Genomic DNA, 22,737 nt, shown 5'->3' on the forward strand with positions numbered 1-22,737 from the left:
CCGGGCAACACTTCTCATGAGGCCTTCGTTACCACTCAGGATGTGATTCCTTCAGCTGTTGTGCCAGGTTTGGCTGGTACATGGGACTCGAACCACAAAGAACAGCATCCGCCCCGGCTTCAAAGAAATCGGCAAAATCTGAATCCAGTGCTGCCCCGCCAACCGCAACGACCTGAAGCGGAAGTCCTTCATCCTGCAGCAGGCGGCGCAGACCCTGAACGGCCCTGACCGATGGCCCATGGATGGCCCGGCCAAGGACGCCGGCTTTGGTGTATTCGAAACCGAAAACCGGCTGACCATCTCGTCTCAATACGGTGCGAATGACGCAGTTCACCAGCGTGATCCCATCCGCGATTCCCGCCACGGCATTCGCGAAGGCCTTCATCTGGCCGTGCCCCGCAAATAAACCAGTCTTCAACAATAACGGCACCGCACCGATGCGATTGCGAATCGACTGTGAAACTCGCTGGCTGAATTCGGCGTCATGATAAATCGTTCCTTCTGAGGAACAGACGTTCGGGCAGGAAAGATTCGCTTCCACAACATCAGCGCCCGACTGGACGGCCCATTCAGCACATTGTGCGAAGTCATTTTCAATGGCGGCTGATGTCGTACCGGCTGATGGCGTCGCAACAACAGAAACAACCAGAACCTGTCCCTTTCTGAGGCTCTGCCTTGCAGCTCGAATATCTTCTCGCCACACATCCGGGGAGACAGATGGCATCCCAAAACAAACCGATGAACTGATATTTTGAGGGTCTGAAGGGACTTCCTGACGAACGTAAACCGGCTGATCCGCATCTCCCAATTCCTCCTCAAGGAAAACCCAGTTCGGCGGAGGGTAGCAGTCTCTTTCAACGCTTCGAACAGTCTTATAGGTCAAAATGTCAAAGCCACGAGCGGCATAGCCAGCGACCCAGCGGCTGTTCAACAGCAGTCCAGCCGCAATTCCGATCCGACTGTTCACAGGAAGCCCCAGAAAGGATTTCGAAGGCTCCTGCGGGCACGGATCCTGAACCTGTGGAAGAAATTCCTCGCCGAATTGCGGGCCATCGTCGTAGTTCTGCTTCCATGATTTGCGTATGTCGTAGGTAAAGCGCATGATGGCTTTCTGCTCTGATTCGAGTGTGTGCTCAGTGGAAGAAATCTGTGCAGCGGTATTCGGCCCGTGCTCCGTTCACCATATCGATTTGGCCCAGAATCGAGAATACCAGGGGGGCATCGGCTGTAGTTTGGCCAAGTTGCTGATCGCACAGGGCCACGCTTCTTGAATGACCACGATTTGCTGGTAACCTGCTCGAAATTTTGCGCGGTCCAGTGCCGTTTGCCGCTACAGGCCCCTTCGCCGCTCCCTCGGAAACTTTTCCGGAACATTCTGCGAAACCTGTACGCGCACGGATTGGTCGCGACTGGGGTAGTTTCAGTGCAGGATGAACAACCTTCATTCTGCATATCGCGACTGTAAGGACTATCAAGCGTGCCACGGCGAGACGATATCAAAAAGATCCTGATCATTGGCTCGGGACCCATTGTCATTGGACAGGCTTGTGAATTCGACTATTCAGGTACGCAGGCCTGCAAGTCGCTTCGCGAAGAGGGCTACGAGGTCGTGCTGGTGAATTCCAATCCCGCCACCATCATGACTGATCCGGAAACTGCCGATCGCACCTATATCGAGCCTATCACTCCGGAATACGTCGAAAAGATTATCGAACTCGAACGCCCGTGCGCTTTGCTTCCAACGCTTGGAGGGCAGACCGGTCTGAACACAGCAATGGAACTCGCCAGACGCGGTGTCCTTGAAAAATACAACTGCGAAATGATTGGTGCGCGGGAAGACGTGATCAAACGCGCGGAAGAACGCGATGGCTTCAAGAAGGCGATGATTGAAATCGGCCTGGATGTCCCGCGCAGCTTTGTCGTTCACAACATGGATGAAGCGAACGAGGCTGTGAAAGAAATCGGATTGCCCATCATCATTCGAGCCAGCTTTACACTGGGTGGAACAGGTGGTGGCATCGCTTACAACATCAAAGAATTCGAAGAGAAGGTGCGTCACGGCCTGTCGATGTCCCCGATTAACGAGGTTCTTCTCGAAGAATCTATTCTGGGATGGAAAGAATTCGAGATGGAAGTGATGCGTGACTGCGCCGACAACGTGGTCATCATCTGTGCCATCGAGAATTTTGATGCGATGGGAGTCCATACGGGCGATTCAATTACCGTTGCTCCTGCTCAAACGCTGAGTGACAAAGAGTATCAGCGGATGCGGGATGCCACGATCGCTGTCATGCGTGTCATCGGCGTGGAGACGGGTGGATCGAATGTCCAGTTTGCCATCAATCCCGACAACGGCCGAATGGTTGTCATTGAAATGAATCCTCGTGTCAGTCGCTCCAGCGCGCTGGCATCAAAAGCGACAGGATTTCCGATCGCAAAGATCGCTGCAAAGCTGGCGGTTGGTTATCGTCTGGACGAAATCCCAAACGATATTACGCGAGAAACGCTGGCATGCTTTGAACCGACAATCGACTATGTCGTCACAAAGTTCCCTCGCTGGACGTTCGAGAAGTTTCCGGAAGCCGACCCAACCCTGACCGTTCAGATGAAGTCGGTCGGTGAAACAATGGCTATCGGTCGCACCTTCTGTGAATCACTGCAAAAGGCCGTTCGAGGTCTCGAAATCGGTCACTTTGGTCTCGGCGGAGGAAAGAAGGATCTCTGGGGAACCGAACGACAACCGGAGCGGGATGAGATTCAGAGTAAACTCTCAACGCCAAATGCCGAACGAATCTTTTACATTCGGTATGCACTGAAGGCTGGCTTTACCGTTGAGCAAATTCATGACTTGACCGACATCGACCCCTGGTTCCTGCGAAGCATTGAACGAATCGTCCAGATTGAACAGCAGTTGCGGCAGGTGGGACGACTTGACGACGCAACGCCGGAACTGATTCGACTTGCCAAACAGAATGGGTTTTCAGACGCGCAGCTGGCCTATTGGTGGGATTGCTCGCAGATGGATGTCCGCCAGTATCGCAAGTCGCTGGGCATTGTGGCCACGTTCAAGCAGGTGGATACCTGCGCTGCCGAATTCGAAGCCTACACGCCATATTACTACAGTACCTATGAACAGGAAGACGAAACGCCGGCCAGGGAAGCAGGCAAGAAGAGGATCATGATTCTGGGCGGCGGACCAAATCGAATCGGGCAGGGGATTGAGTTTGATTATTGCTGCTGTCAGGCGGCATTTGCACTGGAAGAACTCGGCATCGAAAGCATCATGGTTAATTCGAACCCGGAAACGGTTTCGACGGACTATGACACCTCCGACTATTTATTCTTCGAACCGCTGACGACCGAAGATGTACTGAACATCTGCGATCGGATGGAGCCCGACGGTGTGATTGTCCAGTTCGGAGGACAAACTCCTCTGAATCTGGCACGAGGTCTGGAAGCCGCCGGTGTCAATATCATCGGAACCAGTCCGGATATGATTGATGCGGCAGAAGACCGCGAACGCTTTCAGGCGATCCTGGAGAAACTCAACCTTCGTCAGCCACCAAACGGCATCGCAACCAATATCGAAGCCGCCCGCCGGGCGGCAGATCGAATTGGATACCCGGTTCTGGTTCGCCCAAGCTACGTCCTTGGCGGTCGAGCGATGGAGATTTGCTATGACGAACCCTCGCTTGTTCGATACATGACCGAAGCAGTCGACGCGTCTCCGGAAAAGCCGGTGCTGATCGACAAATTCCTGGAAGATGCCATCGAAGTCGACGTGGATGCCATCGGGGATGGCGAAACGACAATCATCGGTGGCGTCATGGAGCACATCGAGGAAGCAGGTGTGCATTCGGGGGATTCGGCATGTGCCCTGCCGCCGCACTCACTTCCGAACACCGTTATCGATGAAATCAGAGTTGCCACACGAGCACTGGCGAAGGAACTGCAGGTCCGCGGACTGATGAATATTCAGTTTGCCGTCAAGATGGACGGGGACCAATACACGGTTTACATCCTTGAAGTGAATCCACGCGCTTCGCGAACTTCTCCGTTTGTTTCCAAAGCAACGGGTCGTTCACTGGCCCGAATTGCCGCGAAGGTTATGGTTGGCCAATCGCTCACCACCCAGGGAATCATCGGTGAAGTTGTCCCGGAATACACTTCGGTCAAAGAAAGCGTTTTCCCGTTCAGTCGTTTTTCAGGCGTGGATATTGTGCTTGGCCCTGAAATGCGATCCACCGGCGAAGTGATGGGGACTCACAAAGACTTCCCGATTGCCTTCGCGAAAGCACAAATTGCTGCTGGTGCAAAGATGCCGCTGAGCGGAAAGGTCTTCATCAGTATGGCCGCCGGCCACAAGAAACGCATCATAGAACCTGCTCGCAAGTTGCAGTCGATGGGTTACCAGGTTGTGTGTACGAGCGGTACAGCACGTGTCCTGCAGGATGCGGGTCTGGAAGTTGAACTGGTTCGCAAGCTGCAGGAAGGGCGTCCCAATCTGCTGGACCTGATGGCCAATGGCGAGATCCAGCTGATCTTCAATACCCCCAGTGGAAAAGGTGCTCGAACAGATGAAGGCCGAATTCGAGCAGCCTCGGTCGCCTATGGAGTCCCCTGTGTCACAACGCTGCCGGGCTGCCTGGCAGTCGTTGATGCACTCACGGCTCTGCAGAAGAATCCGCTGCCGCAGATAAAGTCCATTCAGGAATGGACGAAGTAATGATCCGGGCTTGAACATCCGCTCATTTCACCTGGTGCTGAACCCTACGGAGGCCAACAGCTGCTTCAGCCGCAGGAAAAAGCGACGAAACATGGGCCGATCTGCTTCGAACTGAGCGAACTGAGCGGCCTGTCTGCATCAGGTTTCGATACGACTGGGGGCTCAAACGGCGTTTGATCGGATTGATCAAGTCGGTGCGTCCACCGCCAGTAGGCATCATGATGCAGCAGACAGCTACGTGTCGTTCCGAAATCGCAACCAGCCACCGATGAAGAAGACGGTGGCAAATGTCAGCAGCACGCCGCAGCACAGTGTGATTCTGGCCAGATCGGGAGATTCTCTCGTCAGCAATTCGCCATAAGCATCCAGGGCCCATGCATGTGGTGTGCAAAGGCTAATCTTCTGGCTCAGCGGAGGCATCCAGGCTCGAGGCACCAGACAGCCGCTGATGCCGGCACTGGACAGCACAATAAGATTTCCGAAAGACGAAACCTGCGACTCTGTCTTGCAGATTGTCGAAAACAGAAGCCCCAGCATGGTGGCTGACATTGATGTACAGAACATGATCGGTGCAAGCAGCCAGGGTGATGGTCCCCAGGACATCCCGAACAACAGTTTCCCGGTCACCATCAGAATGGTTGTCTGAGTCAGTGACATCACCAGAAAGGGAAGTGTCTTGCCGATCAGAATCGAACCCGGTTTCACGGGGCTGATTTTCAGTCTTCTCAAAGTTCCCATATCGCGTTCTGCGATAAAGGACCGTCCCATGATGTTGACCAGAAAAAAGACAAACAAGACCGTATAACTCGGGACAAGGAACTGATACACCCGGATGTCTGCCTTGCTCTCCCGCCGGGCCGCTTCGGAATCGACCCAGGGCTCGGGGATAACAGAATCCCGGGCTGCCCCTCGGAATACCGGCATCTTTTCCGCCAGGATCGGCAGCATCGCATCCTGCAAAGACAACCGAAGCAGAGCTTTTAACAGACCTTCTGTCAGCGGATCGGCCAATTCGTTCTGGCTGACATGGACATCGATTGCTGTCAGACCATCCTTCAGGGGGCCTGTTTCGGGTGCCGTGAGTTCACTGCGGGAGAGTTGCTGAAGCGAAGATTCGAACGTCGGCCCGATCACAATCCTCGCGTCGGCCTGACCGTTGGGGATCGACGACTTTAGTTCCGGCATCCTTGTAGCCAAGTCGCTTTCTGTTACGGGAACGGGCAGGATTCTGACGTTCTCGAATGCCGCGAGAAACCCACCCAGTCGTCTTGACGTGGGTGTCTGGTCGAAGTCAGCGACTTCGATATTCAGGCCAAGCCGACGTTGTTCGCGGTCGTTGCGAAGCCGGCCTGTGGAAGAACCCACAATCGCAATGATCACCATCGGCAGGGCGACCAGTATCACCAGGGCACGGCGATCGCGCGAAAGCAGACGCAGGTCTTTCCTTGTAATGGTCAGGGCGTCATTCATCGTCGGCAGGTTTCGTTTTGACAGGCAGTTGTAGTTTCGGCGAGACGATCGCTGGCGTCGAATTCTGGCGACTCCCCTGGAGAATGCAAACCGCCGTCACCGGAATCACATCTCAGAGGCATTCTGCTGACAGGATTCCTCATGGAGAGTCCCATCGTGGCCTCGTAAAAGCACCTGTGGCATTCCGGAAGCCTGATGGTCAATCATTTGTCAGAAATCGATCAGGAATAATCAGGCAAACACGAATAATCGGAAATGGCCGAAATCTACGCTCGTGTTTACCTGGAGGATTCACCATATATTGACAGGCTGAAATCCGAAATGGTCTGCTCAGACATCGCCGTCTGTCATAGTGAGACGGAAAGAGTCGACAAATAGTTTCCACTCGCTGATGGTTTACCCATCCATCGATGAAGTGCGGATGACGGTGTCACTGCGGGTAACTCCTGACAGGACCTGCACTTGACCGGTCTGCATCCAACGCGACTCCTTCTATTTTCCCGTTCCGTTTTTTTTGGATGTATGGTTGTAGAAAGTGACACAACCAACGGCAGACTCCCCGTGATTTCCATGAATCCCAGACCCACTGAGAAATCGATGATGCTGGAATCCCTCGAACTGATCCCATGGCAAAAGCTGGAACATGCACTGGGCCCTGCGGACGATGTACCGGACCTGCTCCGCCAATTACTGGTCGATGATCCCGGAATTCGAAGTAACGCTGTCTGGACGTTGTATGGCAACGTCTTTCATCAGGGTAGCCGTTATTCTGCAACCCCTTATGTGGTTCCGTTTCTGATTGAAATCTGCAAATCCGACGATATTGCCAACCGCGGTGAACTACTTCGATTCTGGGGCAATCTGATTACGGGTTTCTTCAGCATTCGCGAACGGCCGACATGGGGCGATGGTACCCATGTTTACTTTAGTGGTCAGATCCTGGACGTCAGTCTGGACGATCCTTATGCAGCTCCCCTGCACCAGATTTATAAGAATTCACTCGCCGGTGAAGAACTGCTGTATGATTTGATCAATGAAAACGACATCAGCCTGCGTGCGGGTGCGGCATGGGTACTGGCATGTCTTCCGACGATCAAAGAACGATCACTTCCAAAACTGCTCGAACGACTGGCTGTCGAAACAAACCCCTGGGTGCGATCGGCCATTGTCTTTGCTGCTGGAGAACTGGGTGAGATAAACCAGCTCAGCAGACTCATCAATGACCCCAATCAACATCGGGCAGTCGTCTGTATGGCAACGTGCGAACTGTCGCGTCTCGCCCCCACAGAAGAAGTCGCTCGGAAGCTTCTGGACTTCATCGCCGAACCACTGGAGTGCTACGAACATATCCCGGGGGCCGGCGAATCCTCCACAGGAGATGCCGCTTTCAGCTTGTCCTGTATTCCTGTCGCCTTGCGTCGATCGTCGATCCCGGCGATGTGCGAGAAGCTGGAAAACGCCAGCCGGTTCGCTCTGTTGCCGCTCACAAATGCATTGTTGTCTGCAGCGTTTGAACCGCAGTTTGAACCACAAACAACTCTGGACGAAGCTCAGAAACGTGTGCTGTCCAGTATGGTCAATACAGATGACTTATGGGGTATTGGCAACCTTTATTTCACTCTCGATCAGTACGGACTCCCCCATGATCGCTACTCATGTGCAGCCCTTTTGGGAATGAAACTGGCAAACTGCGAAGAGCTGGTTTTCTAAGAAACCGTTCAGAAGCAACCAGCTGCCTGTTGAAAAACTGGACTGGCTCGAGCAGGAGACCTGAAAACACGATGGTTTCCAGTCGTCCTGCGTGCCGGTCCCGGTTTTTCAATGGACAGCCAGGCTAGGGTTTGCGGATGAAGTGAGACGCGAATGAGCGGACCTGATGACCGTTCAGGACGTGGAACATCCGCAGTTTTTCGATCGTCGATGTTCCAAACTTGTTCATCGGCACGTGGACAATTTTCTTCTTGTACTTGCTGGCCAGCCGTCGCCAGCCTGCTCCTGGCGGGGCGTGACTCATCAGGGCAATATGCCGTTCATTCGAATAGTGCAGGGCCGCTGCAATCAGGCGTTCTTCCAGCGTATCCACAAAATCGAATCGTGCATCTCTCCAGATGTCAACAACAGGGCGTGGCGGAAACAGAAACATGCAACCGCCGTATTGGGCCAGCGAAATGCCAGGTCCAATCATCTTGTCCAGATAGCTGGTGGCAAAAAGGGCCAGAGTCGATTCGTCATGATTTTCGGCATGCCAGGTAATTCGCCAGGGATAGTCACGTGGATCGGCGGGGCTGTCGAACAGCATCACCACACAGTCCAGCTTTCCGCGTGCTGGAGGAAAAACCTTGACGAACAGATCGCCGGTGTGCCAGTTCCGAAGAGTTTCCCGAATATCCAGGCCGTCTTTCATGCTGCTGCTGAATTTTTCGGTACGGGCCATGTCGTTCCCCAGCATTTCCAGAGCCACATCTTTGATATGGGTTCGAAAGCGTTCGATAGCGACATCCTCCGGCGGCCAGCTGCACTGACCAAATGGATTCCAGGTGCGCTGCCATTCGACCTGTTTCCGGATTTCCGGACGAGACTTCAGCTGGCAGGATCGCCAGACGACAGGATGCCCGGGAAGGCGATTCACGGGCTCCAGGTCTGTTCCATCAGGTAACTGCAATCGACCCACTCCAAACCTGGCGAGCGGAAATTCGTCCAGAGGTTCAAAAGCGTAATCCCGCGCGGCTTCTGCAACGTGAATCGCGTACTGGTCTCCGGCAATCTGGCTTGAGGCAGTGATCAGCGTGTATAAATCCGGCGTGAACCGACGATCCATCAGAGACAAGTTGCGAATATACTTCAGGCACGTCGAAAGCAGGTGCGGAGTAATTTTTCGGGCTCGTGACTTGAATTCGTTTCGATAATGTTCGCGTGCATGAATCAGCAACGCCTTGATCCCATCAATCGACAGATTTTCGTCACTGTCCAGCTTTGCTCGAGCCAGTTCGTACAGGCTGGTAATAAAAGGCAATTCACCCAGGACAAAAAGCAGTGTTCTGGGATCCACTGAAAAGATCTGCGCGGGGTTCGCAGGCGCTGCAGGAGCAGGCGGACAATCGACTGCGGAATTGAACGCATCTCGCAGCCATGGCCAGTCAATGATGTTACAAACAAGCAACACCGATTCATGCTGCTTTGACAGTTGATGCAGTTGCCATGCCATCCAATGGATGCGTGTCCATTGTTGTTCGCTTTCGGGACGCGGAATGACAGGAAGAACGGCCGCCGCAAACTGATCCGCGAGGACTCGTTTCAGGGCATAGGGATCTGGCAGTACTGCCGCGCGGGGCTGATAATGATCGCACTCGGGATCGATGTAAGCGCGATGCATGTGTTCCTGAATCGCGATGCGCAATGCCGCAACAACAGGCTGACAGGGATCAATCGGCACGTAGCTCGCACGTTCGTGACCTTCTGAATGGTTGCCTGATTCATCGGAGTCCCCCTCAAAGCTTCCGGAGCTGAATTTCTGAACAGGCTCGCGCTGCAGGACCACAGAAATACCTGGCAGCAGATCAACAGCCGCTTCAACTTCATTTCGAAACGACGGGGGCAAAGGCACTGCAAGACAGTCGAAATGTTTTGAAAGCATCAAACGTCGAACTTCGACGGCAAAATCACCGCTGCCATGAATCACTGGCAGTATCGTGATATTTCGCCCCAGTTTCAGGACTGCAGATTCGACAGAAGTCTCATTCATCTGAAAGGGCCGTTCATCAAGCGGGCGATGCGTACGAATCCGAAACTCATCGATTCAAACAGAAATTATTCGAGAGCTCCTGCGAACAGTGGAAAACCGGCTGTTGGACGGTACTGTGACGACCGCCCCAGGAATGCGTCAAGTTACGACAATTCTTACAGAAATGTCGAAACCTGATCACCATTCTTTATTTCGCCTGCCACGCGACTTCCGCTGAAACCTCAACATCCTCAAACAGGTCCCGCGCAGTGTGGCATTTGACGTTCGCCAGTCGCACATTGTGATGAAATTATCATGCCGGTTTACCGAGAAAATCTGGAACAACTTCGTCGCGCGTTTCCGCAGCCGATTTCGGATCAGGAACATGATGCGTGGTTTGTTTTTTCAATGCTGCGTGCCTTCGATCAGGTCGATGCACTGAAATCCGCAAAGCCAATTCTTGGGGATGCGCAGCCCGTGGATTTTGCGGCGGCGGTGAATGCGACCGTGCCTGAAGAATCCGGGACGGTGGAAGCGGTATCGCGAGATCTGGTGGAGCACCTTTCCGGTATGTTCATCTGGGGGCACCCCAGATCTCAGGTCAATGTTATTCCGCCCCCCTGCATTGCCGGAATTCTCGGTACGGTGCTTCCGGCGATCTACAACCCGAATCTGTGCGGAGAAGAATCCAGCCGTCGTGTCGCGCTGGCCGAAGCCGAAGCCATCAGCATGACGGCAGCCATGATGGGGTATGACCCGGCAGGATGCAGCGGAGTCTTTACGTTTGGTGGCACAGGCACACTGCTGTATGCCATTCGGATCGGGATTGAAAAATGCTGCCCGGGCACGATGCAGACAGGCTTGTGTGAAAAGCCAGTTGTTGTTTGCTCTGATCAGGCTCACTACGCCACCAAAACAGCTGCGGCATGGCTTGGAATTGGGCTTAACCAGATCGAAGTGATTCCGACCGCGCCAAATAACGAAATCCGAACCTGCCTGTTCGAATCCGAACTTCGACGGCTCCTGAAGGAAGGGAAAAAGATTGCCGCGATCGTCGCAACAATGGGGACAACAGATGCCTTTGGTATCGATCATCTTGAGAAACTGGTCGAGATTCGCGATCACATGGTGCACGAGTTCTCGCTGGATTACGTTCCGCACATCCATGCGGATGCCGTCATCGGCTGGGCCTGGAGTGCCTTCAATGACTACGACTTTGACTCTAATCCACTTGAATTTCCTGATCGAACATTAAGAGCTCTCGCTGGGGCCAATCGCCGAATCCGCCATCTCAGTCTCGCCGATTCTATCGGAGTGGACTACCACAAGACGGGATTCGCACCCTATGTCTCCAGTGCAGTGTTCGTTAAAAGGAGCGAAGATTTTCAGCTACTGACGCGCGACCAGACGGTGACTCCCTACCTGTTTCAATCCGGGACGTACAATCCGGGAAAGTTCACGCTTGAGACCAGTCGAAGCGGAACTGGCCCCATGGCAGCGCTGGGTTGTCTGCGATTGTTCGGAAAGACCGGACTTCGAACACTGCTCGCTCATCTGGTGACGATGGCAGAAACGCTGCGCAACCGACTTTCGGCTCAACCAGCCATCAGTGTGATGAACGCCGACAACTTTGGTCCCGTGACATTGTTTCGCGTCTATCCCGATGACGTTGACACGTTTGAATTCCCGCACCTTGAGCAAACAGATCAGAAATATGAACCGCTGCTGCATCAATTCAATGACTACAATCGGCGGATTTTCCAACGGGTTCATGCCGAAGCCCTGCGGGGAGAGGGCGTTGTTATTTCCATGACCGATCGATTTCGCGAGACCGATTACGGCCAGCCGGTCGTTGCGCTCAAGTCATACATCATGAGCCCGTTTTCTGACTCGCAGTATGTTCAGGCCGTCGTCGAATCCATCCAGCGGGCTCGTCTAGCAGAAGCGTCCCATCGAACCTGAAGATCGCTCAATCGCAGACAGGACAGTGTACACTTCTCTGGTATCGAACTGGGCAAGCCCCGCGAGTTCGCCTTCTGGGCAAAACCGCTGAGCTGGTCAGAACCGCAACAATTTGGGCGGTGGACGATAAAGAATGCAGGTACGTGTTTGCCCGGAAATCTGTCTTGAAAGATGTTGTCCGAAACAAGCAGCGTGTCACCGCCGGGAGGAATCGACTCCCTGCCGCCATCGTCCACCGCTTTTGCAAAGAGAGCCGCAATGGTGGCTCGGCCATTATTGTTGGGGGTGAACGTCCTGAGCCTGAATCACTTCTATCGGAAGCTGCAAGGCGACAGGAGCAGCATTCCAGAGTAGGACGGCCTTTCCAGGCCGTCGAAAGAAAACCGACGGCCTGGAAAGGCCGTCCTACGAAGTTGCGATCTCTATCGTCTCATGAATTCACCTCATTCAACGTGCTAGTGCTGCTTCCGAACGTGTCTGCTTCGATACCAAGCTGCTGCAGCATCGTGACAAACAGGTTGCACAGTGGTTTGTTCTGATCGCGCCGGAAGGCAGGTGCTGGCCGTGCTGGAAACCGCCACCAGCAAGAAGGATCCGGCAGGTTTGTGTTGTCGTGTGTGTTGGCGTCGCCCATGTTGCTGCCAAACAGGATCATTGTTCGGTCCAGTAACCGGTCTTCGCCTTCACGAGTTTCGGCAAGCTGTCCGAACAGCTTGCGGAGCAATGTCATTTGCTGATGATCGGCATCCTGCAGTTGCTGCACCTTCGATTCTGACTGGCCATGATGGCTGAGATTGTGGTAGCCATCGGTTGTGTTCTGATCGGGATGCAGCTTGAACGCGGGAGTCGCAAAGGCATCAACCATCAGCGTGACGATGCGCGTGGAATCTGATTCCAGCGCCCAGCCTCGCCATCGAAAGCATCAGGTCGAACTTCTCAAAGAACAACTTCTGGTCGTCAATGTCCTCCGGTGGCTGCTGATCGGTGGTTGGTTTCGGGCGCGTTCCCACTGTCGGGCTGTGTGCAGTCGCTCTTCGATTTCTCGGACAGATGTGAGGTACTGATCGAGACGCAATTGATCATCGCGACCAAGATGGCTGCGGAACTGCCGCGTATCGTCAAGCAACGTATCGAGAATACTGCCTCGTTCGTCGAGTTGATGGAGCTGGCGTTTTACAGCATCCTGATCGCCATGGACGAACATCTTTCGAAACAGAGCAGACGCACTGTCTTCGGCGAGCAACAGCACACCGTCGCGCGTCCGGGAAAGACTACGGTTCGCCTCGTCGATGTTCACGCCAGGTTGAGCGTAGGAAACCGCGTCACTGGTCCCAATCGTTCAGCGGCAAATTGATCGAGCGAGATGGTATTGCGAAAGCCGCTCTTTGTCGGGCCGCGAGCTGCCGTGAAAGCAGTTCTCCGTGCTGTGACCACCGTCAACATCCGGATGTGAGAGGCCACTGATCACGGTGAAGTCGTCGCGGAACTCAGCCAGATCAGCGAGGTACGGCGAGAGTTCGTAATCGCGTCCCGTCCCCTCGGGAAAAAACGGCCTGGGCAACACGCCAAGATTGTTGCAGATCAACAGCATCCGCCGCGGAAGTTCCGACTCCGGTTGGTTTGCTGATACTGAATGCAGGCTGTCCAGAAACGGTAGCTAGCGTGACTCCCGCCCGCGAAGAAAGCGACGACGGTTGAGAGAACGGACGGATTGATGATTGGCGATTGGTGATTTTTGATTGTTGAAGTGTTTCATGGTTGATGTTTCCACGCTGGTTCGTTGCGATTTCCTTCACTCCGAAAACCAACTGTCACCAATCGCCAAACATCAATCCGTTTCCCCTGCATCGATGATTCCTGATTGGTTAAGTTTTTCATCTTGCTGACTACGCTTCGGCTGTTTGACGCTCTTTACGAAGATCGCTGTGAGCTCGTTGCATTCTTTGATGATGTCCGCCAGTCGTTCGGGTGGACACAACTCTTTGCGTTCGATGATGCGCAGCAAATCAATGTCTCTCTGAGTTCCTTCAAACAGACCTTCATCTTGTGAACAAAGTCTCTACGGGACTCGGCAGCGCGAGCTTCTCCATAGTTCGGCGCGGCGATCATGCCTGACCGAACAAGCTGCCCTGCGATGTGATTCCCTGCCTTTGTGTTCGGTAAAGCCTCTGTCACGTTCAGTACGCGAACAGCAAAGTCAATCAGTCGATCTTCAATATCACCCGCTTTCGTCATTCTGCGACCTTACTTGCTGATTCCTTCTGATATCAAAAATCATCAATCGACAATCATCAATCATCAATCATCAATCATCAATCATCAATCATCAATCAATTGTTCCGCCGAGAAAGATCCGGCTCTGCACCAACGCATGCACAAGATCACGCGCTCGATATCCATCTGCTTCGCAGGCATCGAGCATCGATTCAATCTCCTCGCGATCCGAAAATCGGACCGGAGTTCCCGTCGCATAAAGTGTGAACTGATGCAGAAGATTGCCGGGCCAATTGTCGAGGATTGCCTGCAAGAACGGCCTTTAGTTCGTGGATGTTCTGAAAGCGGTGACCGTCCAGCAGTTGGCCGCTGGCATCGACGGGCTCAGCAAGTGCGTAGGCGAAATCGTGGCCGGCACGGTCTATCCCGGTAATACGTTCTCCGCTTCGAGTCCGCGATAACGTGTTCGCCAGCCGCCGAGGATGTCGAAGTTCTCCAATGCCAGACCAACGGGATCGAACGCCGCGCGTCAGCCGGCACAGGATTCCGATTTCGTATGCAGAGCCAACAGCTCGCGAATCGTCTTCGCCCCGCGAATGTCGGGTTCGACCGCAGGGACGCTCGCTGGCGGAGGCGGTGGCGGTCGCCCGATCAGACGTTCCATGATCCACGCGCCCGCGGACGACGGGTGGGTTGAAGTACCGTTGGCAGTCACTTTCAAAATGGCCGCCTGTGTCAACAGGCCGCCATGAGGACTTTCATTGGGCAATTGAACCTTTCGCATCTTCGACCCCGTGATCGGTTCCAATCCGTAATGCTGCCAGCCGATCATTGGCGTACACAAAGTCCGCATCGATCAGCACGCTCGACGGCAGGTTGTCTCGAATCATCGCAGTAAAGACTGTCCGCGTCTCGCGCTTGCATAGATTCAATCAGGTAATCATCGAAGCGATATTCAGGATGTAGCCGAATGTCAGGCTCGTCGCGTCGAATCTTTCGCAGGTCGAGCCAGTAGTCGGTGAAGTTTTGAACGAAGCGATCGAAGCCGGGAGTGTCGATCAGTCGGTCGGTTTCGCTGCGAAGCGTGTCGGCATCGCAGGTTTCTCGGTCGCAGCCAGCTCCATTAACGGTGCATCAGGACGGGTATTCGTCAGAAAGTGCGACAACCGCGAGGCGATGGCGTAGTGATCAAGGCAAGAACTGTTCGGCTCGTAGGACGGCCCTTCCGGGCCGTCGCTTGCATTCACTTTGTTGTCGACGGCCTGCAAAGGCCGTCCCACGACAGTGGACGGTTCGCGCAGATAAAGGAAGTGGCTGGAACACAGAAACGCCTTGTAACCGGTGAGCATCGCCTCAGGGAACGGGCTCCCTGCTCAAGCCGCTTAAGAATAGGCTGTTCGAACCGGAGCAGTGCATCTTCCGGTACAGGTTCGCGAGCAGCGATCTTTACGAAACGCCGAAATAGACGTTTCGCTTCTGTGGGAGAAGGCATCCTGCCTGTCTGGCTCGTTGGGAGCATCGACAGGCTGGAAGCCTATCCCACTATCATCAAACAGGACACGATGTGACGGAGGCGGCCATAACTCCGGCGCGATCGGCCCTTCAACTTCCAGCCATTGAAAAGCAACACCCGGCTGGCCGCCTTCAGGAAACGGTGGATAACGATACGTCGGCGGGCCACCGTTGACATTGCGAGCCAGCGGAACTAGCAGACCTAACAGGCTGTACTCGAACGTCTCCGTCGGAAGCAGGCGAATAGTGGTCTCATAGATTTCGGGCTCGGGCTGAATGTCGATGATTCCACCCGTTGCCCGAACGTCGCCAGAGACGTCCGGGCCCGACGGCTTTCGCGCGCGAAACGTCATCGGCACCGGCTTAGTTGCCGGTTTGAGCTGATACCCTTCCGTCTGCAACACAGCCCGCGGCTGGAAAAGCGGACCCGGTACTCGAAAGTGTTCCGTAGGACGGCCTTTCCATGCCGTCATGTCTGCTCTATCTGTGACGGCCGGAAAGGCCGTCCTACGTTATCTTTCGCCACAAATCCACGCGGATATCCGTAATAGGGCCAATGAGCCGACCGGAACAGCGCGGTTCAAGTGCCGGATCGTCTTTCAGGTTGTCGAGTTCCTTCGCGTCAACCGCCTTGTTGTCCTTCGCAAAGAACATTGCTTCGCGTTCACCGAACGTACTGGTGGCCGAAAACAGTTGCGTCCCCGCCGCTCGATATTTCGTGGCCGTTGGCAGCTCAGGGTGCACCGGCCATCGCCTGACACAACGCCGCGTCTGCGGCATCAGAGATACGCGGCCAACTGTACGCGGGACATGTCGAGTGCCGCGGCAGTCTTGTTGAACCGATGGGCCTCACGATCTTCCGGCAGCATGTCGCGAATATCCAGCAGCGGCAGTTTTAGTACGTCCCGCAAATTCTGTTCGTATTCGTCCCGATTGAGTCGTCGCAACGGCCCGCGACCGTTCTTTGTGACGTCGGTACGATCAGCGTCTGCGATCGTGTCGTACAGTGTCTTGAGCAGCGTTCGGCGATCGGGATCCGGTAACGCCTGCGGATCGGGCGGCATCTCACCAGAATCGATGCGATCATGAATCAGAATCCAGCGGTCGCGCAGCACTCGATCGTCTAACGTGAAAGCCAGTGAAGCAAGATCGAGCCCACCCTCTGCCGCTGCGCCAGCATGACAGTCGAGGCAGGTCTCCCGGATCAGTTCACCGAGCGGCTCGGGAAGTTCCGAGGCGGTTGATTCCGACGAGCCGAGCAACAGCAGCAGGCCCGCTCCGAGCTTGCGAAGGAATTGATGTGGGGCAGGTTTGCAACCTGCCAACCTCGTCAAAACAAGGCAGCTTACAAACCTGCCCCACAAGAAATCCACCGACCTGCTCACGCTAATATCTCCTCAATCACTTCGCCATGCACGTCGGTCAGGCGGAAGTCGCGACCGGCAAAGCGATAGGTGAGACGTTTGTGATCGTAGCCCAGCTGGTGCAGCATTGTGGCATGCAGGTCATGGACAGAAACAGGATTTTCGACCGCCTTAAAACCGAATTCGTCGGTGGCGCCGTAGATGGTTCCGCCTTTGATTCCGCCCCTGCCATCCACAGCCTGAATAGCCCCAGATGATTGTGGTCGCGACCTTGTGATGCGCCAGAACCGTTCTGTCCCATCTCGACAGACGGAGTTCTACCGAACTCGCCCGTACAGAATCAGCGTCTTACTCAGCAGCCCCCGTTGCTTCAGGTCGATGATCAAAGCGGCCAGCCCCTGGTCACACTGTTCAGCCACTTTGCGATGTTCGCCTTTGATGTTCGAATGGCTGTCCCACGGCTGCCCATCACCATGCCATGTCTGCACAAACCTGCACGCCGCGTTCCACCAGACGCCGCGCGTCAGCAATTGTCGATTCTGTGGTCCGTCGCCATACAGCTTCTGAATGTGCTCGGGTTCCTGTGTCACGTCGAATGCTTCCGTCGCTTCGGTCTGCATGCGAAATGCCATTTCGAAAGATTGAATACGTGCTTCGATGGCGGCTTCTCCGGGACGCTGTTCGAGATGACGCGAGTTCATCTTTTGCAGCAGGTCAAACTGCTGATGCTGTTGAGCACTTGTGAGACGTTCGTTGCGAATGTCTTTGATCAGCTTCGACGCATCTGTGCCCGAAGTGTCGATCAGCGTTCCCTGATATACGCCCGGAAGAAAAGCGGCTTCGCCAATTCCCTGCTCCGCCAACAGGCAAGCCGCCCGGACACAAGGCGACGAAGCCGGGCAGGTTCATCGTTCTCGCTGCCCATGCCCCACGTCAACCAGGAACCAAAGCTGGGACGCACCAACCGTTGATCGCCGCTGTTCATCAGCATCAGCGACATTTCGTGGTTGGGCAGTTCCGCATGCATCGACCGTATGACGGCCATATCGTCGACACACTTCGATAAGTGCGGAAACAAATCACTGACCGGAATTCCGCTTTCACCATGTTGCGCAAGGTGAATGGCGACGGCAAAGCGACACCGTTTTGCGTTCGGTTTGCAGGTTATCGAACGGCAACATCTGGCCGCCGCGTTTGGTCAGCTCCGGTTTTGGATCGAAGGTGTCGACCTGCGACATTCCTCCGTTAAGAAACACATGAATCACGTGCTGCGCGGGCCCTTCGAAATGGGTACGACCCGCAGTCAGTGGTTGATCCTCTGCTCTGCCATCGTCGCTCAGCAGGCCGGCGAGCGCCAGTGAACCGATGCCCATGCCACTGCGTGACAGAAATTGTCTCCGCCCAATGATGTGTGGCTTCTGCTTGCCAGGTTCGTTCATCTTCATTGCCTTTATCGGTAATGTCTTATGGTAGGACGTCCCTTCTGGGGCGTCACGTTGTTACCGACGGCCCGGAAGGGCCGTCCTACGGTGACATGTATTAAATTGTCTCCGCCGAATGATGTGTGGCTTCTGCTTGCCAGGTTCGTTCATCTTCATTGCCTTTATCGGTAATGTCTTGTGGTAGGACGTTCCTTCTGGGGCGTTACGTTGTTACCGACGGCCCGGAAGGGCCGTGCTACGGTGACACATGTATTAAATTGTCTCCGCCCAATGATGCGTGACATCTGCTTATCAAGTTCGTTCATCTTCATTGCCTTTGTCGGTAATGTCTTATGGTAGGACGTCCCTTCTGGGGCGTTGCTGTTACCGACGGCCCGGAAGGGCCGTCCTACGGTGACACATGTGTCAATCAACAAATACAAATTCATTGGCAGCCAGCAGCACGTGTGCTAACTGCTGCCAGCGGTCGCCTGCTTCTTCGTCTGCCTGATGGCTGACGAACTGCATCGCTGTTTCTAATTCTTCGTCCTGCGGCTCTCTTGAATACGCCTGCCGATACATGAATCTCACGCGTTGCTCGGCATCTTCGATGTTCGCGCTACGCTGGGAAAACGCAGCCGCCGCGGTCCTGAATGAACACCGAATTCAGAGCGAACAGGGTTTGTTGAGGAACAGTGGTTTCAGACCGCTTCGCCGTACACGAAGCGGCATTGGCTCCGTCAAACGTACTGGCCAGGCTGGAGATGATGTCGCGATTCACGAATCCATAAACGCTGCGTCGCGGCACGGCTGGGGTGGATAGAAAATCAAATGGACGACCGCCGATCGTGCTGACGTTCAGCTCGCCCGAAACTGCAAGCGTCGCGTCTCGCATGGTTTCCATTTCCATGCGCCCGACGAGGCATGCGCTCAACAGATGGTTGTCGGGGTCTTTTTCACGCGAGTCGGCGTTCTCAATCGCCGCCTGCTGATAAACGTCGGACAGCATGATTCGCTTATGCAGCTTCTTCAGCGACCAGCCGTCTTCCTCAAAACTCACCGCCAGATAATCGAGCAGTAAAGGATGCGTCGGTGGTTGGCTGCGAGCCCCGAAGTCGTCCGGCGTATTCACCAGACCTTTTCCAAAATGATGTTGCCAGACCCAGTTGACCAACACACCGCAACAACGGATTCCTGGATCGACAATGCTGCGTGCCAGCGCCGGTCGTCGCTGTCCATCGGGAAACGCAGGCGGTTCAGAAGTCGAGGAGTTCAACGACGTTAAGAAGTGCGCTGAACAACTTCACCCCGATCGATCAGGTTGCCTCGACGAAACACATGAAACGGCTGCTCGGGAATTCGTTCCTCCAGCACCATCGCACGTGGAGGCGAGCCGGGCGATGAAAGCTGCAGATTATGGATCGCTCCGTTCTTGCCACCGAGATTATCTCGCACGGTACAGTTCAGCAGCGTCGTCGCCAGGTCATCCGGCATCGCGGTTGGCGTTCCCGGCTCGTGAAGATGTCGCCTCAACTGGCTATTGACCGCGCTGTTGATGACTTCGTGGCGAGCGTCCTGATCGGTGATGATTTCTGCGCCGGCCGCTCCTTCCAGCGACGCTTCCAACAGAGACGTCATCCATTGTCGCTGTACGTCCGCAAACAGATTGCCGTAAGCATCAGCCACATCCAGCAAACTGGTGGGTTGTTTCTGAGTCAAGAGCATCCAGCACCCGGATTCCACTTCGGAGCGGCCGTGGACAGATTCTGAAGGTTCGCAAACTTTGCGGGATCACCGTTTTCCTTCGTCCAAGCCTCCACCAGTGCTGAACACCGCGTCGCAAAATCTTCGTCTGGCAGAGCGGCCAGTTGAAGCCACGGGCCAAAGACAGGGTCATCGGTCTGAATCTCTGCGAGATAGTCTCGCCAGCGATTCAGCACGAGCGGTCGCAGATCATCGGTGCGATACGACAGGAAGGTGGCTGACAGATCCTGTTCCGGCGTTCCTTTGGCGAGTTCACGAAGAATACAGCCCCACCTGCATTCGCAGCCGTCCACGCATGACTTCCGTCTGATCGCGCGCCCATGTCGCGATGAATCGTCTGTCGTTGGATCAGTTCTTTCTGATACTGGCGATAGGCCTCGGAATCCGGCGGCCGGCCCACGATCGGCAGCATATCGGGCTCTGTACTGCTGGCCAGAGTCGCGTACAGGGCGTAGTAGTCTGTCGTCGGAATCGGATCGTACTTGTGATCATGACAGCGAGCACATGCGACCGTCAGTCCCATCAGTCCGCGTGTCACAACGTCGATCTGGTCATCGATGACGTCATGTCGATTCCGAAACTGCATGCCGACCGTTAGAAAGCCCAGCCCCGCCAACGCAGGATCATTCTCGCCAAGTCCCAGTTGATCGGCCGCCAGTTGCTCGGTCACAAATCGATCATAAGGCGTCCGCATTCAATGCGTTGATCACATAGTCGCGGTAAGTATAAGAAAAAGGAAACTTCTTGAAGCCGATCGCACTGCCGCCATGAGTATCTGCGTAACGAGCGATGTCCAGCCAATGCCGCCCCCAGCGTTCGCCATAGCGCGGCGAGTTCAGCAACCGATCGATTAACTTCGCGAACGCATCCGGCGTATCATCAGCGATGAACGACTCGACTTCTCCCCATGTCGGTGGCAGTCCGATCAGGTCAGGAGGTGGCTCGGCGAATGAGCTGCTGTCGAGTGACCTTTGCAGAAAGCTTCAGCCCCTGTGCTTCCAACCTGGCGACGACAAAGCGATCGATTTCTGAAGTTGCTTTGGTTTGTGTTGTCGGCAGTTCCAGTTTGACGATCGGTTCAAATGCCCAGTGTCCCTGATAAGGCGCGGCGGCTTTGATCCACTGCCGCAGCAATTCAATCTGTTGGCTGCTGAGCGTCTTCCCGGATTCAACCGGCGGCATCCGTTCGTCCGGATCCTGTGATGTGATTCGGTGCATGAAGGTGCTCTTATCCGGATCACCTGCCACGATCACGGACGCTTTCGCAGCGTCCTCCGTGTCCAGCCGCAGTTCCCCTTCGCGATGCCTGTCATCCGGACCATGACAATGCAGACAATGTTCGGACAGAATCGGCCGAACGTGTTCATTGAAGCGAATCTCATCGGCAGAAAGCGGCGAACCCATCAAAAGCAGCAGGCACACACAGCTCCAGGCGATACCCTCAGCCACCCTCGTAGGACGGCCCTTCCGGGCCGTCGGCAATGCACGCACCACAGGCATGGTGTCGCTGGGCGGATTGACGGCCCGGAAGGGCCGTCCTACGAAACACGAGGCTCGGATTGCTGTTACGTTATTCATATTCGTATCCCTTCCAGATCTGGCAAGAGAGAAAGCGAAGTTCTTTCATGACCACTTCTCCAGACGCTCAAGGACCGCCTGCATATGTTTGCGCATTGCGAGTTCTGCCGCGTCGGGATCATGCTCGCGAATCGCTTTCAAGACCAGCTTATGCAGCTTACGTCCAAGTTGATTTTCACGCTGAGTCGGTGTTGTGCGAACCATCTGCGTCAACACGAATTCGTAAATCACTTCCATCAGGTTCTGCATCAAGACATTGCCTGCGATCTCGATCAACTTTCGATGAAAGCGGAAGTCGATCTCAAGCGCGTCGGCATAAGGCAGCTCCTCATCATCCAGTTGCCTGAGCAGCGCCGTGAGTACTTCGATGTCCTCCGTTGTGGCTTTCTCAGCAGCCTGTCGGGCGGCCTGAACTTCAATCGCCGAACGCAATTCTGCATACGACAGCAATTCCTGCGGCGAAATCGTCACTGCCGACTGCAGCAATCGCACACAGTTAGCCAGGCTGTTCGTATCCCCGACGAATGTACCCCGCCCGCGCTGTATGTCGACCAACCCGAGGCTTTGCAGTCTCGCCAATGCTTCACGAAGTACGGGACGACTGACCTGCAACTGTTCCACCAGTTCATGCTCGCCGGGAAGCCGCGAACCGGCGGCCAGCTTCTGATCTTTGATCACGCGCGCAATCCGGTCCACGACCAAATCCACCGTAGTCCGTCGCTCAATGGCTTCCAACTGCATCAACTCTCTCCCAATTCGAGGCCATTTGTCATCCAGTCAACTTGTAAGACAAACTAACAGGCTGCGGATCCTCGATCAAGCTGCGGGATCGTGATTCAGGCGTGGAATCACAGGCCATGAGTTCGAGAGCAGAAAGGAACCGTTTGTCGTGCCCGCAGCCTCGGCCGCAACCATACCTGTCTCGAGAGTCTTCACGAAAACGGTTGGTGCGATTCGATCCGGTGCATTCTCGTGCCGCGGCCTGGCAGGCCCAAAATTGCAAAA

At 54.8% G+C, this 22,737-nt stretch carries 22 protein-coding genes and 2 pseudogenes; 4 read left to right on the top strand and 20 right to left on the bottom strand.

Annotated elements, in window-relative coordinates:
* Positions 1-28 precede the first annotated feature (28 nt).
* Positions 29-1,102: a hypothetical protein gene (locus tag R3C20_15180; protein ID MEZ6041848.1), complete on the bottom strand. Its 1,074-nt coding sequence runs from the start codon at positions 1,100-1,102 to the stop codon at positions 29-31.
* Positions 1,103-1,477: 375 nt separating this feature from the next.
* On the opposite strand from R3C20_15180, the gene carB reads away from it, so the two are divergent.
* Complete coding sequence (gene carB, locus R3C20_15185; protein ID MEZ6041849.1) at positions 1,478-4,726, top strand: carbamoyl-phosphate synthase large subunit; 3,249 nt, start codon at positions 1,478-1,480, stop codon at positions 4,724-4,726.
* 234 nt (positions 4,727-4,960) lie between these two features.
* On the opposite strand, the gene R3C20_15190 is transcribed toward carB, so the two are convergent.
* Entirely contained in the window at positions 4,961-6,196 is a 1,236-nt protein-coding gene (locus R3C20_15190) for an ABC transporter permease (GenBank protein MEZ6041850.1), read from the bottom strand.
* Between the two features lie 570 nt (positions 6,197-6,766).
* On the opposite strand from R3C20_15190, the gene R3C20_15195 reads away from it, so the two are divergent.
* Complete coding sequence (locus R3C20_15195) at positions 6,767-7,906, top strand: HEAT repeat domain-containing protein (GenBank protein MEZ6041851.1); 1,140 nt, start codon at positions 6,767-6,769, stop codon at positions 7,904-7,906.
* Between the two features lie 124 nt (positions 7,907-8,030).
* Here R3C20_15195 and R3C20_15200 read toward each other — a convergent pair whose 3' ends face one another.
* Positions 8,031-9,938, bottom strand: a complete 1,908-nt coding sequence (locus tag R3C20_15200; protein MEZ6041852.1) for a hypothetical protein — start codon at positions 9,936-9,938, stop codon at positions 8,031-8,033.
* A gap of 294 nt (positions 9,939-10,232) precedes the next feature.
* On the opposite strand from R3C20_15200, the gene R3C20_15205 reads away from it, so the two are divergent.
* Complete coding sequence (locus R3C20_15205; protein ID MEZ6041853.1) at positions 10,233-11,879, top strand: pyridoxal-dependent decarboxylase; 1,647 nt, start codon at positions 10,233-10,235, stop codon at positions 11,877-11,879.
* 430 nt (positions 11,880-12,309) lie between these two features.
* Here R3C20_15205 and R3C20_15210 read toward each other — a convergent pair.
* From R3C20_15210 to R3C20_15220, 3 genes and pseudogenes are all read right to left on the bottom strand, one after another.
* Positions 12,310-13,470, bottom strand: a pseudogene (locus R3C20_15210) (DUF1552 domain-containing protein).
* A 320-nt stretch (positions 13,471-13,790) separates the two neighbouring features.
* A complete protein-coding gene (locus tag R3C20_15215) occupies positions 13,791-14,114 on the bottom strand; it encodes a four helix bundle protein (GenBank protein ID MEZ6041854.1) in 324 nt (107 codons plus the stop codon).
* 91 nt (positions 14,115-14,205) lie between these two features.
* Positions 14,206-14,406 (bottom strand): DUF1585 domain-containing protein, encoded by a 201-nt coding sequence (locus R3C20_15220; GenBank protein ID MEZ6041855.1) that lies wholly within the window; start codon positions 14,404-14,406, stop codon positions 14,206-14,208.
* Between the two features lie 16 nt (positions 14,407-14,422).
* On the opposite strand from R3C20_15220, the gene R3C20_15225 reads away from it, so the two are divergent.
* A complete protein-coding gene (locus tag R3C20_15225) occupies positions 14,423-14,554 on the top strand; it encodes a hypothetical protein (protein ID MEZ6041856.1) in 132 nt (43 codons plus the stop codon).
* Between the two features lie 68 nt (positions 14,555-14,622).
* Here the strand turns inward: R3C20_15225 and R3C20_15230 are convergent, their stop codons facing one another.
* From R3C20_15230 to R3C20_15295, 14 genes and pseudogenes are all read right to left on the bottom strand, one after another.
* Positions 14,623-14,877, bottom strand: coding sequence for a DUF1588 domain-containing protein (locus R3C20_15230; protein MEZ6041857.1), 255 nt, complete (start codon positions 14,875-14,877; stop codon positions 14,623-14,625).
* Positions 14,852-14,983: a hypothetical protein gene (locus R3C20_15235; protein MEZ6041858.1), complete on the bottom strand. Its 132-nt coding sequence runs from the start codon at positions 14,981-14,983 to the stop codon at positions 14,852-14,854. Before R3C20_15235 ends, R3C20_15230 begins: the two co-directional genes overlap by 26 nt.
* Before the next feature lie 492 nt (positions 14,984-15,475).
* The gene (locus R3C20_15240) at positions 15,476-15,958 is read right to left on the bottom strand and encodes a hypothetical protein (protein MEZ6041859.1); all 483 of its coding nucleotides are present in this window, start codon (positions 15,956-15,958) and stop codon (positions 15,476-15,478) included.
* Positions 15,959-16,112: 154 nt separating this feature from the next.
* Complete coding sequence (locus tag R3C20_15245) at positions 16,113-16,349, bottom strand: hypothetical protein (protein MEZ6041860.1); 237 nt, start codon at positions 16,347-16,349, stop codon at positions 16,113-16,115.
* Positions 16,350-16,384: 35 nt separating this feature from the next.
* Positions 16,385-16,990: a DUF1587 domain-containing protein gene (locus tag R3C20_15250; GenBank protein MEZ6041861.1), complete on the bottom strand. Its 606-nt coding sequence runs from the start codon at positions 16,988-16,990 to the stop codon at positions 16,385-16,387.
* Positions 16,987-17,832: pseudogene (locus tag R3C20_15255) on the bottom strand (DUF1501 domain-containing protein). The gene R3C20_15250 and the pseudogene R3C20_15255 overlap by 4 nt, the downstream one beginning before the upstream one ends.
* A complete protein-coding gene (locus R3C20_15260; GenBank protein ID MEZ6041862.1) occupies positions 17,772-18,137 on the bottom strand; it encodes a DUF1501 domain-containing protein in 366 nt (121 codons plus the stop codon). Before R3C20_15260 ends, R3C20_15255 begins: the two are co-directional and overlap by 61 nt.
* Positions 18,070-18,408, bottom strand: coding sequence for a DUF1501 domain-containing protein (locus R3C20_15265; protein MEZ6041863.1), 339 nt, complete (start codon positions 18,406-18,408; stop codon positions 18,070-18,072). The genes R3C20_15260 and R3C20_15265 overlap by 68 nt, the downstream gene beginning before the upstream one ends.
* 408 nt (positions 18,409-18,816) lie before the next feature.
* Positions 18,817-18,972, bottom strand: a complete 156-nt coding sequence (locus R3C20_15270) for a hypothetical protein (protein ID MEZ6041864.1) — start codon at positions 18,970-18,972, stop codon at positions 18,817-18,819.
* A 37-nt stretch (positions 18,973-19,009) separates the two neighbouring features.
* Entirely contained in the window at positions 19,010-19,666 is a 657-nt protein-coding gene (locus R3C20_15275; protein ID MEZ6041865.1) for a DUF1553 domain-containing protein, read from the bottom strand.
* Between the two features lie 5 nt (positions 19,667-19,671).
* The gene (locus R3C20_15280; GenBank protein MEZ6041866.1) at positions 19,672-20,115 is read right to left on the bottom strand and encodes a hypothetical protein; all 444 of its coding nucleotides are present in this window, start codon (positions 20,113-20,115) and stop codon (positions 19,672-19,674) included.
* Positions 20,116-20,323: 208 nt separating this feature from the next.
* The gene (locus R3C20_15285) at positions 20,324-20,848 is read right to left on the bottom strand and encodes a DUF1549 domain-containing protein (protein ID MEZ6041867.1); all 525 of its coding nucleotides are present in this window, start codon (positions 20,846-20,848) and stop codon (positions 20,324-20,326) included.
* 236 nt (positions 20,849-21,084) lie between these two features.
* Positions 21,085-21,732 carry a c-type cytochrome domain-containing protein gene (locus R3C20_15290; protein MEZ6041868.1) on the bottom strand — a complete coding sequence of 216 codons (648 nt, stop codon included), beginning with the start codon at positions 21,730-21,732 and terminating at the stop codon, positions 21,085-21,087.
* Between the two features lie 45 nt (positions 21,733-21,777).
* Positions 21,778-22,473 carry a FadR/GntR family transcriptional regulator gene (locus tag R3C20_15295; protein MEZ6041869.1) on the bottom strand — a complete coding sequence of 232 codons (696 nt, stop codon included), beginning with the start codon at positions 22,471-22,473 and terminating at the stop codon, positions 21,778-21,780.
* Between the last annotated feature and the right edge of the window lie 264 nt (positions 22,474-22,737).

This window comes from Planctomycetaceae bacterium (genome assembly GCA_041398825.1).
GTDB lineage: Bacteria > Planctomycetota > Planctomycetia > Planctomycetales > Planctomycetaceae > F1-80-MAGs062.

Excerpts from the sequence above, each read along its gene's own strand:
- R3C20_15180 (MEZ6041848.1), bottom strand. The coding sequence starts at position 1,102 with ATGCGCTTTACCTACGACATACGCAAATCATGGAAGCAGAACTACGAC.
- R3C20_15190 (MEZ6041850.1), bottom strand. The coding sequence starts at position 6,196 with ATGAATGACGCCCTGACCATTACAAGGAAAGACCTGCGTCTGCTTTCG.
- R3C20_15195 (MEZ6041851.1), top strand. The coding sequence starts at position 6,767 with ATGAATCCCAGACCCACTGAGAAATCGATGATGCTGGAATCCCTCGAA.
- R3C20_15200 (MEZ6041852.1), bottom strand. The coding sequence starts at position 9,938 with ATGAATGAGACTTCTGTCGAATCTGCAGTCCTGAAACTGGGGCGAAAT.
- R3C20_15205 (MEZ6041853.1), top strand. The coding sequence starts at position 10,233 with ATGCCGGTTTACCGAGAAAATCTGGAACAACTTCGTCGCGCGTTTCCG.
- R3C20_15215 (MEZ6041854.1), bottom strand. The coding sequence starts at position 14,114 with ATGACGAAAGCGGGTGATATTGAAGATCGACTGATTGACTTTGCTGTT.
- R3C20_15230 (MEZ6041857.1), bottom strand. The coding sequence starts at position 14,877 with ATGCGAAAGGTTCAATTGCCCAATGAAAGTCCTCATGGCGGCCTGTTG.
- R3C20_15235 (MEZ6041858.1), bottom strand. The coding sequence starts at position 14,983 with ATGATTCGAGACAACCTGCCGTCGAGCGTGCTGATCGATGCGGACTTT.
- R3C20_15240 (MEZ6041859.1), bottom strand. The coding sequence starts at position 15,958 with ATGACGTTTCGCGCGCGAAAGCCGTCGGGCCCGGACGTCTCTGGCGAC.
- R3C20_15265 (MEZ6041863.1), bottom strand. The coding sequence starts at position 18,408 with ATGAACGAACCTGGCAAGCAGAAGCCACACATCATTGGGCGGAGACAA.
- R3C20_15270 (MEZ6041864.1), bottom strand. The coding sequence starts at position 18,972 with ATGTATCGGCAGGCGTATTCAAGAGAGCCGCAGGACGAAGAATTAGAA.
- R3C20_15280 (MEZ6041866.1), bottom strand. The coding sequence starts at position 20,115 with ATGCTCTTGACTCAGAAACAACCCACCAGTTTGCTGGATGTGGCTGAT.
- R3C20_15285 (MEZ6041867.1), bottom strand. The coding sequence starts at position 20,848 with ATGCGGACGCCTTATGATCGATTTGTGACCGAGCAACTGGCGGCCGAT.
- R3C20_15290 (MEZ6041868.1), bottom strand. The coding sequence starts at position 21,732 with ATGAATAACGTAACAGCAATCCGAGCCTCGTGTTTCGTAGGACGGCCC.
- R3C20_15295 (MEZ6041869.1), bottom strand. The coding sequence starts at position 22,473 with ATGCAGTTGGAAGCCATTGAGCGACGGACTACGGTGGATTTGGTCGTG.